General features: G+C 61.8%; 14 protein-coding genes. 6 read left to right on the top strand and 8 right to left on the bottom strand.

Annotation, left to right across the window (positions count from 1 at the left end):
- Positions 1 to 12: 12 nt before the first annotated feature.
- The 6 genes from VJX68_RS07915 to VJX68_RS07940 all read right to left on the bottom strand — a co-directional run bounded on the left by VJX68_RS07915 (position 13) and on the right by VJX68_RS07940 (position 5601).
- Positions 13 to 1572 (bottom strand): amidohydrolase, encoded by a 1560-nt coding sequence (locus VJX68_RS07915; protein ID WP_324095130.1) that lies wholly within the window; start codon positions 1570 to 1572, stop codon positions 13 to 15.
- A 39-nt stretch (positions 1573 to 1611) separates the two neighbouring features.
- Positions 1612 to 1755 carry a hypothetical protein gene (locus VJX68_RS07920; protein ID WP_324095131.1) on the bottom strand — a complete coding sequence of 48 codons (144 nt, stop codon included), beginning with the start codon at positions 1753 to 1755 and terminating at the stop codon, positions 1612 to 1614.
- Positions 1756 to 1822: 67 nt separating this feature from the next.
- A complete protein-coding gene (gene ygfZ / locus VJX68_RS07925) occupies positions 1823 to 2761 on the bottom strand; it encodes a CAF17-like 4Fe-4S cluster assembly/insertion protein YgfZ (protein WP_324095132.1) in 939 nt (312 codons plus the stop codon).
- A gap of 48 nt (positions 2762 to 2809) precedes the next feature.
- Complete coding sequence (locus VJX68_RS07930; RefSeq protein WP_324095133.1) at positions 2810 to 3988, bottom strand: sulfatase/phosphatase domain-containing protein; 1179 nt, start codon at positions 3986 to 3988, stop codon at positions 2810 to 2812.
- Positions 3880 to 5073, bottom strand: coding sequence for a sulfatase-like hydrolase/transferase (locus VJX68_RS07935; RefSeq protein ID WP_324095134.1), 1194 nt, complete (start codon positions 5071 to 5073; stop codon positions 3880 to 3882). The genes VJX68_RS07930 and VJX68_RS07935 overlap by 109 nt, the downstream gene beginning before the upstream one ends.
- Positions 5074 to 5211: 138 nt before the next feature.
- A complete protein-coding gene (locus VJX68_RS07940; RefSeq protein WP_324095135.1) occupies positions 5212 to 5601 on the bottom strand; it encodes a VOC family protein in 390 nt (129 codons plus the stop codon).
- Positions 5602 to 5718: 117 nt separating this feature from the next.
- Between VJX68_RS07940 and VJX68_RS07945 the strand changes: the two genes are divergently transcribed.
- Entirely contained in the window at positions 5719 to 7620 is a 1902-nt protein-coding gene (locus VJX68_RS07945; protein ID WP_324095136.1) for a hypothetical protein, read from the top strand.
- On the opposite strand, the gene VJX68_RS07950 is transcribed toward VJX68_RS07945, so the two are convergent.
- Together VJX68_RS07950 and VJX68_RS07955 are read right to left on the bottom strand one after the other, a co-directional pair.
- Positions 7617 to 8087, bottom strand: coding sequence for a FecR family protein (locus VJX68_RS07950; protein WP_324095137.1), 471 nt, complete (start codon positions 8085 to 8087; stop codon positions 7617 to 7619). The genes VJX68_RS07945 and VJX68_RS07950 overlap by 4 nt on opposite strands.
- Positions 8088 to 8163: 76 nt before the next feature.
- Complete coding sequence (locus VJX68_RS07955) at positions 8164 to 9654, bottom strand: glycosyl hydrolase family 28-related protein (RefSeq protein ID WP_414643465.1); 1491 nt, start codon at positions 9652 to 9654, stop codon at positions 8164 to 8166.
- Between the two features lie 1115 nt (positions 9655 to 10769).
- Between VJX68_RS07955 and VJX68_RS07960 the strand changes: the two genes are divergently transcribed.
- The 5 genes from VJX68_RS07960 to VJX68_RS07980 all read left to right on the top strand — a co-directional run.
- A complete protein-coding gene (locus VJX68_RS07960; protein ID WP_324095139.1) occupies positions 10770 to 11549 on the top strand; it encodes an SDR family NAD(P)-dependent oxidoreductase in 780 nt (259 codons plus the stop codon).
- A gap of 64 nt (positions 11550 to 11613) precedes the next feature.
- A complete protein-coding gene (locus tag VJX68_RS07965; RefSeq protein WP_324095140.1) occupies positions 11614 to 12072 on the top strand; it encodes an FAS1-like dehydratase domain-containing protein in 459 nt (152 codons plus the stop codon).
- A gap of 19 nt (positions 12073 to 12091) precedes the next feature.
- Positions 12092 to 12511, top strand: coding sequence for a MaoC/PaaZ C-terminal domain-containing protein (locus VJX68_RS07970; RefSeq protein WP_324095141.1), 420 nt, complete (start codon positions 12092 to 12094; stop codon positions 12509 to 12511).
- A 272-nt stretch (positions 12512 to 12783) separates the two neighbouring features.
- Positions 12784 to 14238: a DUF3536 domain-containing protein gene (locus tag VJX68_RS07975; protein WP_324095142.1), complete on the top strand. Its 1455-nt coding sequence runs from the start codon at positions 12784 to 12786 to the stop codon at positions 14236 to 14238.
- A 31-nt stretch (positions 14239 to 14269) separates the two neighbouring features.
- The coding region (locus tag VJX68_RS07980; RefSeq protein ID WP_324095143.1) for an acetate--CoA ligase at positions 14270 to 15593 on the top strand (1324 nt) is incomplete at its 3' end.

The raw sequence follows: 15593 nt of genomic DNA on the forward strand, positions 1-15593 counted from the left end.
AGCGCGAAGCCATCAGGTAGACCGCAGGTCGGCGCTGTCGCTGCTGGCGATGGCGGGACGGCCGCGCTCGTAAACCACGCGGCCGCCGACGATGGTCATATCGACAACGAGATTCATCAGATCGGCGGCATTGAGCGAGAATGGATCGCGCGGCAGCACGATGAGATCGGCAAGATGGTCGGGCTCTATGACACCGGCCTCGAGGCGGGCGAGGCGGGCAGCGTCGGAGGTGAAGAGCGCGAAGGCATCCTGCACCGACAGCGCTTCAGCGGGTGCGAGCTCGACGCCGTCGAGCGACGTGCGGGAAACGGCGGCGGCGATCGCAGCGAGCGGGCGGGCGGGCGTGACCGGCGCGTCCGTCGCGCCTACGAGGTGGACATTGGCGTCCTTCAAGCTGCGCGCGCGATAGAGATGAGCGACGAGGCCGGGCTCGGTTGCGTACTTGGGACCGCGAAAATAGATGAAGCCGGGATTGGTAGCGACCCACACGCCGGCCGCCATGAGGCGGTCGATGTAGTTGGGCGTGATGATACCGCCGTGCTCGAGACGAAACCGCGGCATCTCGGGTACGCCGTCGAATTGCGTTTTGACGGCTTCGATCGCGACGATCGACTCTTCAAGCTCTTCGATTTCGGTGACGTGGAAGGCGCAATCGAGTCCGCATTCGAGCGCGCTGCGGACGGAGCGCGAGAGGCCGGCGGGGTCGTATTGATAGCCGGGCATGAACTTGGCGCCGGCCAGCGAGATGCCGGCGGCGCGGGCGAGCTGCTCGCATCGATCGGCGGCGTCGAGATGCTGGCCGCCAATCATCACGCAGACTCGCTGGCAGATTGCGTTCGATTGCGCGAGCTTGGCGAACTGCTCGACTTCGACGGGGCCGTTGCGCGTGGTGGCGTCGGTGAATGCGGTGACTCCGGCGGCGGCGAGTTCACGGCTCATGATGCGCGCGCGCGATTCCGCTTCGGCGACCGTCACGGGCGGGAGATGATCCGACAGCCACATTTCCATTCCGACTACGAGGCCAGTAAGCTTGCCGGCGGCGTCGCGAATCATGTTGGCGCCGTAGGGAGGATTGAAGCCAGGAGCCTCGAGGCCGAGCAGCGCGATCGCGCGCGAGTTGAGCCAGGTCGCGTGGAGAGTTTGATGGCGCAGGCGCAGCGGATTTTTGGGCAGCGACTCGTCGAGTTCAGCGCGCGTCGGCCCGCGCTTGTCGAGTAGCAGCGCTTCGTCGCATCCGAATGCGCGCATCCAGTTGCCGGGCGGAGTCTTGCCCGCGGCCAGCCGCAGGTCGGCCAGCAAATCGCCGACGGTGCGGCATCGCTGAACGGAGACTCCGGTGGCAGCGGCGGCAGCCTCGCGGAAATGCAGATGCGAATCGATAAAGCCGGGAGCGACGGTGCGGCCCGCCAGCTTGATCAGATGAGTGCGGGGACCGACCAGCGGTTTCAGTTCCGCGAACGGACCGTGCGCGACGATCAGCCCGCGCGAGATGGCGACCGAGTCGATGCCGGGATGGCCCAGGACGAGACCCTCGTGCAGAACCAGGTCAGCTTTCCCAGGCGCGGCTACCACCAAGTTAATGCCTTCGTCGCCAGCGAGCGGCGCGGCGTCCTAGTCGGAACTCGGAAGCGGTTTGGCTTCCTTGATCTTCATCTCGACGTCGCAACATTCCAGGCCGCCGGCGCCGGCCTTGTTGCAGAGTACCTCGGTGCCGCACTTTTCGCACATGTAACGCTTACCGAGCACGTTAGCCATCTGATGAACTCCTTAAATCCGGGCCCCGCAGACCCGCGTGGTAAACTTAAAGTATCGCTTCAACTCGTCAATTCTGCGCAAACGGCAATTCGGTCACTATCGCGACGCCGCCCTCGCTCACTTTCAGCTCGACGCCGGGCGTCCATGCGCTGTGATGCAAAATCGCAAGCCCGATCACACCAAATCGCGGCGAGCAGACGGCGCTCGTCACGCGGCCGACTTCCTTGCCATCGAGACTGAGGGCGCTACCGGCGGCAGGAACGTTCGCACCATTGAACTTAAGTCCGAACATCCTTTTTTTCAAACCGCCACGGGCGGTCGCTCGCTCGATCGTTTCCTGGCCCAGATAGCATCCCTTGTTGAACGAGATTGCGCGATTGAGGCGCGCCTCGAGGGCGATCGTCTTGTCAGTGGTATCGACGCCGACGAGTGCGACGCCGTTTTCGATGCGGATGGTATCGAGGATCGAGGAATCGATGCGTTGCGCGCCCTGCGCCTTCGCAACAATTGCGTCGATGGTCGAATCGATCGACTCGCGCTGAGCGATCACGGATGCCGCGGGTCCGCCGTAACGAGGCAAGTTGCCGATCAGTGAGCCGCCGCTTTCTACGAAGCGCCACTCGGCAAGCGAGGTTGCGGCCGTCGCGTCGAGGGCAGCGGGTCCTTCGACGTCGATCAGAGCGAGGTCAGTGGCGTCGTCGAATTCAACGTCGTCGGCGACGAGCAATTTCTCGAGATGCGCGCGGGTGCGCGTCCATGCTCCGGCGTCGATGTCGAGGATGAGCGCGTCATTGGTCACCCAGATGAAGGCGTCGGCAATCACGTGCGCGTGCTCGGTCAGGAACAGCGCGGGCAGGATGGTGCCGGGGCGGGCGCCCTTTACATCGGCGGTGCACATCCCGTGGAAGAACGACGCGCGATCGTCGCCGATCACGCGCACGAGGATTCGGCGGTCGAGGGGGAGAATGCCCGCGGCCGGACGAGCAGTTGATTCGAGATGTGCCACAACACGATCAGGATACTAGAAAGTGGCGGCGTTGCGTACCGAGGCGCTTTACTGCCGCGTCATGGCGGCGCGCACTTGCGCGTCGATCTCGCGATCCTGCGGTCCGGCCGGCAATTCAAACACCGCGGACAGAATCCGTCCCGGATACTTGAACGGCGATTGGTAATCCGCGTTGATCGGCGAAAGACTGCGCCCAAGGTCCATGCCGGTGCTGGAGAGTATGCGCAGCAGGTTCGCGATTTGGCCTTCTCCCACCTGAACGCCATCGATTAGCAGTGCCGCGCGTGCGGCGGTCTTTTCGGCCTTGTCGATCTTCACTGCGATTTTGTGTCGGCCCGCGGCCAGCCGATTCTCCGACTCGACCAGGGTGTGCTGATGAAAGCAGTTGTAGTCGAACTTCACCCGGCCCTGTATTACGTACAGCACGAACCCACTGTTGCTGCTCCCACGCGAGATGAGCGCACCGTCAGCGTCCGGCGACGGGTGATCGAGTTCGACGGTCATGGTCCAACCACGCGCGGTGGATGGACAAGCGTCGGCGACGATGTGTGAGATGGGGGGATAGTAAACGAACCGCCGCCGCGAAGTTGGCAGCCCCGGCCGCATCGCGGCGCGGAACAGCATCGCGGCCCCGCGATCATCGAGCGGCAGCACTCCATTGCGTTCCGCCTCGGCCCACCACAGATCCACCATTTCCTTGAGGCGCTTGGGCTCAGCGGCAGCCAGATCGTTGCATTCCGAGAAGTCCGCGTCGAGGTGATAGAGTTCCCACTTGTCCTCGTCGAACGGCGTGCCCGACTCGTGATGCGTTACCGCCTTCCAGCCGCGGTGCCAGATTCCCCGATGCCCGAGCATCTCGAAGTACTGCGTGGTTCGTGCCGTCGCAGCGTTCGGATCGGTAAGCGCGGGAGCGAGACTGATGCCATGAACAGGCATTTGCGCGACGCCGGCGACCACGCTCGGCGGCTCGATGTTCAGCAGATCCATCACAGTCGGTGCGAGATCGATCGCGTGGCAGAACTGGTGGCGGATTTGTCCCGGCGCTTCAAGCTTCGCGGGCCAATGAATGATCAGCGGGTCCCTGACTCCGCCGCCGTGAGTATTCTGCTTGTACCACTTCAGGGGAGTGTTGCCCGCCTGCGCCCATCCCCACGGCATATTGCAGTGGCTATTCGGTCCGCCGATATCGTCCAGCCGTGCGACCGCCGTGTCGAGATCCTCACGCATGCCGTTGAAGTAGCGCACTCGTCGAGTACGCCGAGCGGGCCGCCCTCCTGGCTGGCGCCGTTGTCGGACATCAGGATGAACAGTGTGTCGTCGAGCAGTTCGAGCTCTTTGAGGAACGCGACGAGCCGCCCGATCTGCGCGTCGGTATGATCCAGCATCGCCGCGAACGCCTCCTGCAGCCGCGCGGCGAACATGCGTTCCTTTTCCGATAGCTGACCCCATGGCTTGACGCCCGGATTGTGCGGTGCGAGGCGCGTGTCTTTGGGCACGATTCCGAATTGCTTTTGCCGGGCGAACCATTCCTCGCGCGCCGCGTCCCAGCCAGCATCGAAGCGACCGCGATATTTCTCGAGATAGTTTCGCGGCGACTGATGAGGCAAATGGGTCGCACCGAAGGTCAGGTAGAGGAAGAACGGCCGCTCAGGAACCAACGACTTGGCGTCCCGAATGAAACCCATCGAGCGGTCGACGATATCCTCGGACACGTGATAACCCTCGGCGACCGTACCGGGCGTATCGACGAAGTGATTGTCGGAGGTCAGCTCCGGATAGAACTGATCGGTTTCGGCCTGCAAGAAGCCATAGTAGCGATCGAATCCGCGCTGCAACGGCCAATTGTGCCACGGTCCCGCCGCGGTGCATTCCGCCATTGGCGCGATATGCCACTTTCCGGCGGCGAACGTCGCGTGACCATGATCGCGCAGAATCTCGGCCAACGTCGCAGCCGAGCGCGGAAGCGCACCGCGCATGTTGGGAAAGCCGGTGTCCATGTTGGAGATCGCGCGCATCCCGACCGCGTGATGATTGCGTCCGGTAAGCAGGCATGCGCGCGACGGCGAGCATAGCGCGGTAGTGTGAAAGCCCGTGAAGCGCAAGCCCCCGGCGGCGAGCCTGTCTATGTTGGGCGTTTCGATGGTCGAGCCGTAGCAGCCCAAATGCGCAAAGCCGCTGTCGTCGAGCACCACGATCACGACGTTCGGCGCGCCCTGTGCGAGCTTCGGCTCAGGCCACCACGGTTTCGACTCCGCGATCGTGCGGCCTATTACGCCGCCAAATTCTTCGCCCGACGGATGCTTGTACGACATTGGCCCTTCTCCCCTGGTGTCTCTTCTGCGATGACCTCTAGCAATCAAATCGAATTGGTTCCACGCCATCGTGCACGCCACCGCGGCACGGTAGCTGCTCAGGAAGCGACGCGTCGTAACTCGAGCCCGGCAGGTGAACTAGCTGGAGAAGCGTTCAACGAATTCGAGACGGTTGCCCCATGGGTCGCGCACGAAGAAGCGTTCCTGGCCGGGAAATCGATTGCCGGCGATTATTTCAATTCCGGCGAACTCGAGTTTCCGGCGGAGCGCCTCCAGGTCGGCGACGCGAAAGGCGGGGTGGCGGCGCGACGCCTTGTTCACCACCGACGCGTCTTTCTCGGTGGCCAGATGCAGTTGCTGGACGCCGCATTGATACCATGCACCGGGCCGGCCGCTGTCGGTGTTGGCGGGTCGCTCGAGCGGTTGGAGGCCGAGTAGTCCTTCGTAAAACGCGCGCGCTCGCGAGAGAGCGTCGTCGCCGGCGTCGATCAGAAGGTTAACGTGATCGAGTCCGATAATCAGGCTCATCGACAATACTCTTGGCGTTCGCTTGGTCGATTCGATTTTTTTCCAGCGCCAAACCCGACTCAATCGCCTTAAGCGGTTGCGGCGCGCGTGATATACCGACCACCTGTGAATTTCCGGTTGCTTCAAAAGATCGCGACTGCGGCCTGTGCGACTGTCGCGATTTACCTGCTTTCGATCCTGGTGACCGGCGGCTACGCGGTTAGTATCGCCGGGGTCGGCTTCGAGGCCAACAAGCTATGGCCCGCGATCGTAGCGATGCTCGGCTTCGCTCTTCTGCGAACGGTTTTCATCCACGGTTCGATCGAAGGGGCGCTGAAATCGAGTCCGGGGTTAATCGTTTTCTCGGTTGCGCTGATCGTATTTCTGGCCAACGGCCGCACGATTTCCGGCGGCGATTCGGTGCCCGCGAAAAACCTTCCGCTGAGTATCCTGCTTCACGGGAATTTCTACCTCGATCAACTGGTAACGCCAGGCGAGAAAAAGATTCCTTACTATCTGCGCGAAAGCGGCGGGCATTACGTGTCCGACTATCCGGTCGGCGCCGCGGTGATGGCGTTGCCGTTCTATGCGCCGTCGATCGTGTGCGGCGTCAGCCCGAGCAGCCGGATTTTTTCCGAGCTCGAAAAGATTTCGGCGGCGACGATCGTGGCGCTGTCCGCGCTGATCCTTTACATGGCTGCCGCGCGCGCGACCGCCAACTGGATGGCGATGCTGCTGGCGCTCATCTACGCGTTGGGCACCACCAGTCTCAGCGTGAGCAGCCAGGCGTTGTGGCAGCATGGTCCAGCACAGCTCGCGCTCGCCGCGGCGATCTATTGCCTGGTACGGGCACGCGACGAGCCGCGCTGGGCGGGATACGCGGGGCTGCCGCTGGCATTCGAGGTGATCACGCGTCCGGCCGACGCGCTGATCGCGGCGCCGCTGGGGCTGTATGTGCTCGCTGGCTATCGACGCGAGATTTGGAGGTTCTTGGCGGCCGCGATTCCCCCAGTCCTCTTTCAGCTGTGGTACAGCGCGACCTACTTCGGCACGCCGTTCCGGGTCCAATTTTTCACGCAGCCGCAAGCGGAGGGCGGACCGGCCGTCGCGTCAAGCGGATTTTGGAACACGCCGCTGTTGCAGGGATTAGCCGTAGTGGTGATGAGTCCCGGTCGCGGGCTGCTCTTCTATTCGCCGATTTTCATTCTGTCATTTGCGGGGCTGGCACTGGCGTGGCGAAAGAACGGTGACGTGCTTCTGCGCTACCTTGGAGTCGGCGCGATTCTGAGCATTTTTCTGGTCGCGCGATGGCATAAGACCTCGGGCGGCGAGTCGTTCGGGCCGCGACTGCTGGCGGATCTCGCGCCGATAATGGCGATCGCCCTGATTTCCCTGGCGGATTCGATCCGCAATCGCCGCGTGATGGCGGTGGCGTTCGCAGGGCTCGGCGCGTGGTCGATAACCGCCAACGCGTCGGGCGCGTTCATCAGCTATCGAGCATGGAACAATTGGGCGCTCAACGATGCGGACACGCGACTGTGGTTGTGGAGCGACAACCCGGTGGTCGATCCGATGCGCTCGACGTTCGACTCGATGAGGATCGCGCTCGGTCATCGCGCGACGAGCCGCAACTCTCCCGACATGCTCGACGCCCGGCTGGTCGTGCTTAACGCGCCTCCGCCCGATGCCACGCCGGGAGCGCGTGTTCGCGTTTCCCTCCGCGCGGCCAACACCGGTGGAGCGGTGTGGCTCACGGGACATTCACCCGATGAACGCGGTGTGGTCAGCCTGGGATGGGAATGGAAGCAGGACGGGAAGGTGCTCTCGGGCACTGAAGTCCAGCGCGAACTTCACTTGAATGTCTTTCCGGGCGATTCGATGGAGCTCGAGGCGTCCGCACTCGTGCCAGACGAGCCGGGGCGTTATGAACTCGAAATATCGCTCGCGGCCCAAACCGGAGGACGGACCGCGCAAGCGATAGGAACGCCGCTGGCGGTCGCGGTAACAGTGGTGCCGTCAATGAACTCGACGCAATTCTAGTTTGCCGGGTGCGCGTTCCGATCGAAATGTACCCAAAAATCGGTGCCCCGAACCGCTCCGATGGCGTTGGGTGTATGAACTTCAAATGAGGTGGAACTGCTGCGCATCGCTCCGAGGATTACGGAGTGGAGATCGCCGGCCAGCAGTCCGACCTTGCTCGGTGCGCCGACCCCGTTCACCATGACACTCTCGTCTATCGTCAGCGTTGACGACGCGGTCAATTGCAGGAAACTTTTGTCGACCAGGCCGATCGTCAGCGACGCGTTCGGGCCCGTCATGATTTTATCGTGCAGCATGACCGGCTCATTCATCCTCGCCGGCGTCGTCGCGCCATTGCGCTCGATGTTCGCCACACCTTGAAGTTGCGTGATCGTGCCGACGGTGTTTTGCGCGTGCGCAGCCGGGACCGCCGACACAAACGTCAGCATCGCCAGTCCGAAGAGCGCCGCCGTTCGAAAGAAACTCATCCGAATTTCCGTTTTCAATGCTGAGCCGTATTATCACCGACACTCTAGGCGTTTAGCAAATGCGAAGTTCGTCCGACTACAAGCTCGAACGCGGGTTGAGAGCGTCAATCATTTGACTTTCGAGACTGGCGTCCACTCCGCCGTTTTGTACAAAGATGGGATTTATCAGAGTCCCACTTCCGCCGAAGTTGAAGCCGGCCCACCCACCATTAACCTTGGTGTAGGTGTAGTTGTTGTCATTGCGGTTGTTCACGATCCCATAGCGCCCCGGCTTTGAGGTAATGGTTATGTCGTGAAAACTGTTCTCATAGGCTATGTTCCATACTTCCAACCCTATTTCCATCGAAGACATCTGGATCGGCCCGATCTCATCATCATGCGCGGCGTCTATTACAACCCCGGAATCGTCAAGCCCAACCGCACCTATCGCTATGTCGCGGATGCTATTTGGGTTAAGGGCGGTTATACCGGCGCGACTGGCGTTGTACTCGAACAGCCAACCGCTTCCGACAAAGTCATAGGCTTTGATAAAGGGCGAGCCGTTGGGGTTCGTCTCGAAGTTGGTTGCGATAAGGGTGTTAGAGTCGGCACTGAATTTGGCATTGGGGACGTTGGCAATCGTGCCGGTCCATCGTGCGATCTTGGAGATGCGCACGGAGTCGATATACCCTTTGATCGCATTCTCTTCGGAAGAGCCGTTCGGCCAGCTTTGGCCTGCCCAGCGTCCGATATCAACATCCTCGGTCGGGTCCTGAACTATAGTGCCGGTCGCCGCGACAGAAGCATCCGGCGCGCAACTGGTCGCTCCCGGAGTGCAGTCGTACAGGCGAAGCGTGGTTCCGTCGTAGGTCATTGCAACGTATTTGATGGTGTTCAGTGGAACCGCAGCCCCAGTTGCATCATGGGCTCCGCTGGTAGTGGTAAGGTATGCGTCCAGACTTCCACCATTGATTCGCAGCAGCGAGGCCGCGGCAAATCCCGCGCTGCCCGGTACCGACCCGCTCCCTACTACAATTCCGTCGCCGGCAGTTACGTCCTTTATAAAGGCCTCGATCGTGAAAGCGGATAGCCCGTTAATGTTCAAGCCATCGGGAGTTCCCAGCGGACCGAAGCGCCCTCCCCATTCGCGTAGATTCAGGTAGTAATTGCTCTGGCTGAGCGTAAAGTCCGCGGCGTTGCCCGGTCCCGTCACCAGTGAGGCTACGGTCGGCAGTCCCTGGTAGCCGGTACCTACTACCGCAATTGTTTTACCGAAGTCATAGGCCGGCTCTAACACTGACGAGTAGCGCCCGGTTCCTGCCAGTTGCAGGCCGGAGCAGTTCATCCACAATGGATTCAACAGGTAGTAAGCCGCAGACGGCAATAACACCTGTCCCGCGACGTTGGTATAGTTGCCGGCTCCGTCGCTGCCGGAATTAACCGCGCACGCCGCATTGATAGCCGCTTGAATAGCACTTGAATCGTCAGTGATACCGTCCCCCTTTGCGCCGAAGGCCTTTACGTTGAAAATCCCGTCGACGTTGAAGCCACTGAGCGCGTCAGACCCATCGCCCTTCGCCCCCGCCATAGTGTTGATCTGCGCTCCCGTCTGCCCGGAATAAATCGGAGCTTTGCCGCCCATCACGGTCTGCATGGTAGGCGCCGGCAGCGTGCCAGAAAGGTCGCCGCCAGTCATCGCCGTGGACTTCGTGACCGGTACCTGGCCGCCCAGCACGGCAGCTACGGTAGGATTAGGCAGCGCGCCGCTTAAGTCTCCGCCTGAGGTTTGCCCGAATGAAATGGCATCGCCTGCATTTGTTCCATTGGCGAGCGAGGTGACCTTGTTGCCATTGGCGTTGAGATTCGCCTCGAGCGCGTCGAGCGCACAAGACCATGCTCCCCGGTTTCCGCGTGCCCACGCGCCGCTGCCGCCGCCGACGCATGGCGTCGCGCGCTTGCAATCCTTGCAGTAGAGCATCAATCCGTCCTGCTCCGCCGGCAGATTGACGAAGGTCGGGCTCACGACCATCGGCAAGATGGGCTGCGTCCCTGACAAGCGGTCGTTGATCGCCTCGCGGAATCGAAGTCCCGCGCCGACGCCGGTGAAGTTCGGAATCGGTTGATAAGCTCCGGGCGGCGGCAGGTTCTGCGCCGTTGCGCTTGAGAGGGCAATCGTTACCAGCGCAAACACAGACACTGAAAAAACCGGCCAGCAAGTCCGTTTCGAGTGCATTCCTGATACCTTGCAGCGGACGGTCGGGCGTTGTCCCCCGAGATCAAAGCGGGATCGGAAAAAGATGCGGGCGGTGATCGAAAGTACTCGAACATCAGCGACAGTATCGCATCATAATTTGGGAAGCGTAAGGCGGAAAAGTTCAGGGGGGGCGATTGCGGTTCCTGAGCATAGCGAAGAATGCCGGAAGCGGTGCCGAAGCCAGCCCCGGAAGCCGGGATTCTTCGCTTCGCTCTGGAATGACACAAAACCCCTTCTAACAGGGACCCTTCGACTTCACTCAGGCAAAACTCCGCCCGCATCCTTTCTCGTCCAGTGGGCTGGGGTCACCCCTGCCGAGGGAAGCATGAAACCCAGGGTGGGTTTTCACATTAAATTAAGTCCCCCGAGTTCCCCCGTCCGCGCCTCTCGCCAACGCGTCGCAACAGTGCGATAAATCTCAGCGAACCCCCTCGGAGGAAGTTTTCATTTTGAAGAATCCATTCAGTGTCGAAGGCAAAGTTACGATTGTGACCGGCGGCGGAACCGGGATTGGCGAGTCGATCGCCAAGGAGTTTGCGCTGCGCGGCGCGCCGGTGCTGATCGCGAGCCGCAAGGTCGAGAACCTCGAGCGCGTGCGCGACGAAATCCGCAAGGCCGGCGGCAAATGCGAGATGACCCCGGTCGACGTCCGCGACGCCGAGCAATGCGACAAGATGGTGGCCGAAGCAGTCCGCCAGTTCGGCCGCCTCGACGTTTTGATTAACAATCACGGCGCCAGTATCACGACGCCGTCGCTCAATCTCTCGCCCAACGGATGGCGCGCGGTCGTCGGAATTAATCTCGACGGCGTGTTCTTCTGCTCGAAGTCGGCCGCGCGCCAGTTCATGGAGCAAAAGAGCCCCGGCTCGATCGTCAATATCTCGTCGACGGCGGGCGTGCACGGATCGCCCACGATGCTTCCGTACGGCGCGGCGAAAGCCGGCGTAATCAACCTGACAGTGTCGCACGCCGGCGAATGGGGCCCCAAGGGCATCCGCGTCAACTGCATCGCGCCCGGCCCGATTGACACCGAAGGCGCGGCGCCGCGCGTATGGCCGAATCCAAAGGTCAAGGAGATGGTGGCGCGGTCGCGCGCGCTGCAGCGGTTCGGCCGCGTCGAGGAAATCGCGTATCCGTGCATCTTCCTGGCGTCAGACGCGTCGAGCTACGTCACCGGCGCGCTGCTGATTGTGGACGGCGGCGAAGGCGTCCGCGTCTCCGCCGAGTAAGTGGACAAACCAACCGGGCAACAGTAAATAATTCTTCGATTCTGTCGAGAGAGGTTGATTCATCATGGCTGATAAGAGCGCGGTCGGGAAAACCGGCAAACCATTCAAGATGCACGTCGATTGGAGCAAGGTGCGCGAGTTCGCCCGCGCGATCAAAGATCCCAACCCGCTCTACTTCGACCCGGAACTGGCGAAGAAAGAACTCGGCGCCGTGCCGGTGCCGGTCACGTTCCTGCAGACCAGCGCGTTTTGGACCGACGAGACTTCGAGCCCCGGTTTCGGCGGCTTCGACTTGCGTCGGATCCTGCACGGCGAGCAGGAGTTTGAGTTCTTCAAGCCGATCTTCGTCGGCGACACGTTGACCGGCGTGACCAAAGTCGCCGACGTACTCGAGAAAGAAGGCGGCCGCGGCGGCAAGATGACGCTGCTGATCACCGAGACCTCGTACACCAACCAGAAGGGCGAGAAAGTCGCGATAGCGCGCTCGACCCTTATCGAAACAGGACAAGCAGTCAAAGCCTGACTCCAGTCGGTGAAAAAAGATGGCAAAATTGAAATTTGATTCGGTCAAAGTTGGCGACGAGATTCCAAAGTTCGAAGTGAAGGGCGTCACCCGCCCCGATTTCGTCCGCTATGCCGGCGCGTCCGGGGACTTCGTCCCGCTGCATTACGATCAGACTTTCGTCGAGGCGGCCGGAATTCCGACCGTGTTCGCACAGGGGATGTTCACGGCGGGCCTGCTGTCGAAGGCCGTCACCGACTACGTCGGAATCGGCAACGTGCGGCGCTTCCAGGTGCGCTTCGCCACCCGCGTGTGGCCGGGCGACGTCGTCACTTGCACCGGCAAAGTGACGAACAAGGTCGAGAAGGACGGCGAGAAGCAAATCGAGGGCGACCTGATAGTGCTGAATCAAAAAGGCGAGCCGGCAATCAAAGGCAGCTTCCGCGCCGCCTGCGCTTAGGGTTGGTGCGCGCGAATACGCTCTGGTTCCCTCCCACGTTCGTCGGGGGAGGGTGGGGGACCGCTTTGCGGCGCGATTGTCTGTTGCACCGCACATCCTAGTCTGAACTCTCCTGTGGACGGAATTGTTGAGCGATTGTGGATAGCTAGCGCTCAAATTTCCTTTTCTGCTTGATAAGCTGCGTAGAATCCGGCAAAGAAGACGAATTAGCTCGACTGTTGGATTGACGGGTGGGCTTTCGCAGCCAGGCCCGGAGGCGCAACATATTCGTAATGAGTGAACCCAGACACATCATTATACACGGGCATTTTTATCAGCCTCCGCGGGAGAGCCCGTGGACCGGTTTGATCAGCCCCGAGCATGGCGCCGCGCCGTTTCAGAACTGGAACGAGCGGATTCTTAGCGAGTGCTACACCGCCAACGCTCATGCCCACACGATGCAAGGGCCGGTCGTTCACGTTCGCAACAATTATGAGTCGCTCAGCTTCGATGTCGGCCCGACGCTGGCAGGATGGCTGCAGACGCATGGCAAGACCGCGTATCGCGCGATGACTCGTGGCGACGCGTTGTATGGCGAGGCGCACGGCGGGCATGGCAACGCGATCGCGCAGTCGTACAGTCATTCGATTTTGCCGCTGCTACCACCGCGCGATCGCGACTTGCAGATTGCGTGGGGTATCGAAGATTTCGTTTTCCGTTTCGGGCGCAAGCCGGCCGGGATGTGGCTGCCGGAGTGCGCGGCCGATGACGATACGCTCGCGTCGGTCGCGGCGGCGGGAATCAAGTTCGTCATCCTGGGGTCGGATCAAGGAATTTTCCGCGGACCCGGCGCCGAGACGCGAGGTGTGGGACCGTTCCAGTGGCGCAGCGGCGACTTGAGCCTTGCCGTCTTTCGATTCGATCGTGAGTTGTCCAACGCCGTCTCCTTCCGCGACGGCTTGGCCGACGGCGCGCGGCTGGCGGATTGGATGGCCGACACGGCGCTCAACCTGGAGCCCGGCGCGGCGCTGATGATAGCGACCGACGGCGAGACGTTTGGGCATCACAACAAACACGGTGCCGCCGAGCTGGCGCGGGCGCTGATGGCGCTCGAACGGCGTGACGACGTGATTGTCACAAACTGCGACGAATACCTCGCTACGCATCCTGCGACCGGGTCGTTCGAGATTCCGGTGGCCACGTCGTGGAGCTGTCCGCATGGCGTCGAGCGATGGCGCTCGAACTGCGGATGCCGCAACGACGCGCACACGTCGCAGGAATGGCGCGCGCCGTTTCGCGCCGCGATGGATTTCGTGAAGTATCATGCCGAGGCGACCTACGACCGTTTCGCGCCGGCGCTGGTGAAAGATCCGGCCGCCTTTTTGCGCGGCGGAATCCGTTTGCTGATCGATCCGAATCCCGCGGTTCACGACGAAACCTTCAAGCGCTTCGGCGTTGCCGACGAGGGTAAGCGCGAGACTCTGCTGCGGATGTTCGAGATGGTGCGTGCGGGGCAGGCGGCGCTGACGAGCTGCGCGTGGTTCTTCGACGATTTCGGCGGACTCGAAGGACGCGTCGTGCTCAGGTGGGCGGCGCGTGCGGTCGAGCTGGCGGCGGAGCATTCGGCGAGCGTCGAAAACGAACTGCTCGAGCGGCTGCGCGGGATCAATTCGAACCGGCGCGAAAACGGCGACGCCGCGACTCTGTACCTGAGCTTGAAAACGCGCGAAGCTCGCGGTCGCGTGTAGCAATCAAGCTTAAGGAACAGGTGTTCGTGCGATGGCTTCGAGCGAAGCGACTCATATCGATTCGACGCTGAACGAATCCCGCAAGTTTCCGCCCTCCGCCGAGTTCAGCGCCAAGGCGTGGGTCAAAAATCTCGACGAGTACAATGCGCTCTGCAAGCGCGCGGACGCCGACCCCGACGCGTTCTGGGCCGAATGCGCGCGCAACCTGCATTGGTTCAAACCGTTCGGTAAAACGGTTGAGTGGAATTTCCCGAATGCCAAGTGGTTTGTCGGCGGCACGATCAACGCCTCGTACAATTGCCTCGACCGGCATCTCGAGGGACCGCGCCGCAACAAGGCCGCGCTGATCTGGGAGGGCGAGCCGGGCGACTCGCGCGTGCTGACCTACCAGATGCTCGCCGATGAAGTTGGCCGATGCGCCAACGCGCTGAAGAGCCTGGGCGTCAAGGACGGCGACCGCGTCGCGATCTACATGCCGCTGGTGCCGGAGGCGGCGATCGCGATGCTCGCGTGCGCGCGAATCGGCGCGATTCATTCGGTGGTGTTCGGCGGCTTCTCGTCGGAGGCGCTGGCCGACCGGATCAACGACGCCGAAGCGAAGGTCTGTATCACCGCGGACGGCGGATGGCGGCGCGGGCAGGTCGTCGAGCTCAAGCAGAATGTCGATGACGCGCTGAAGAAGTGCCAATCGATCCGCAAAGTGCTCGTGCTCAAGCGCGTCGGCAACAAAGTCGAGATGCGCAAGGGCCGCGACGTCTGGTGGGACGAGCTGGTCAACGCGCAGAGCCCGAAATGCGAGGCCGCCTCGCTCGACAGCGAGCATCCGCTGTACACGCTCTACACCAGCGGCACGACCGGCAAGCCCAAAGGCGTCGTGCATACGACGGGCGGGTACCTGACGCACGTGCTGATGACGATGCGCTGGGTGTTCGACTTGAAGGACGACGATGTCTACTGGTGCACCGCCGATATCGGATGGGTCACGGGCCACAGCTACACGGTGTACGGGCCGCTGGCGGCGGGTGCGACGGTCGTCATGTACGAGGGCGCGCCGAATTTTCCAGAGAACGATCGCTTCTGGCACATAATCGAAAAGTACAAGGTCAGCATCTTCTACACTGCGCCCACCGCGATTCGCACCTTCATCAAATGGGGCGACTCGTGGGTGAAAAAGCATGACCTGTCGAGCCTGAGGCTGCTCGGCTCGGTCGGCGAGCCGATCAATCCCGAGGCGTGGATGTGGTATCGCAAGCTGATCGGCGGCGAGCGATGCCCAATCGTCGATACGTGGTGGCAAACCGAGACCGGCGGAATCATGATCAGCCCGATGCCCGGCGCGACCGCGGCCAAGCCCG

Source organism: Binatus sp. (SeqCode) (assembly GCF_035272065.1).
GTDB lineage: Bacteria > Desulfobacterota > Binatia > Binatales > Binataceae > Binatus.

What these genes read in the sequence shown, in the direction of transcription:
- VJX68_RS07920 (WP_324095131.1), bottom strand. Translation starts at nt 1,755, where the DNA reads ATGGCTAACGTGCTCGGTAAGCGTTACATGTGCGAAAAGTGCGGCACC.
- VJX68_RS07930 (WP_324095133.1), bottom strand. Translation starts at nt 3,988, where the DNA reads ATGCGTGAGGATCTCGACACGGCGGTCGCACGGCTGGACGATATCGGC.
- VJX68_RS07935 (WP_324095134.1), bottom strand. Translation starts at nt 5,073, where the DNA reads ATGTCGTACAAGCATCCGTCGGGCGAAGAATTTGGCGGCGTAATAGGC.
- VJX68_RS07940 (WP_324095135.1), bottom strand. Translation starts at nt 5,601, where the DNA reads ATGAGCCTGATTATCGGACTCGATCACGTTAACCTTCTGATCGACGCC.
- VJX68_RS07950 (WP_324095137.1), bottom strand. Translation starts at nt 8,087, where the DNA reads ATGAGTTTCTTTCGAACGGCGGCGCTCTTCGGACTGGCGATGCTGACG.
- VJX68_RS07955 (WP_414643465.1), bottom strand. Translation starts at nt 9,654, where the DNA reads ATGGCGGGGGCGAAGGGCGATGGGTCTGACGCGCTCAGTGGCTTCAAC.
- VJX68_RS07965 (WP_324095140.1), top strand. Translation starts at nt 11,614, where the DNA reads ATGGCTGATAAGAGCGCGGTCGGGAAAACCGGCAAACCATTCAAGATG.
- VJX68_RS07970 (WP_324095141.1), top strand. Translation starts at nt 12,092, where the DNA reads ATGGCAAAATTGAAATTTGATTCGGTCAAAGTTGGCGACGAGATTCCA.
- VJX68_RS07975 (WP_324095142.1), top strand. Translation starts at nt 12,784, where the DNA reads ATGAGTGAACCCAGACACATCATTATACACGGGCATTTTTATCAGCCT.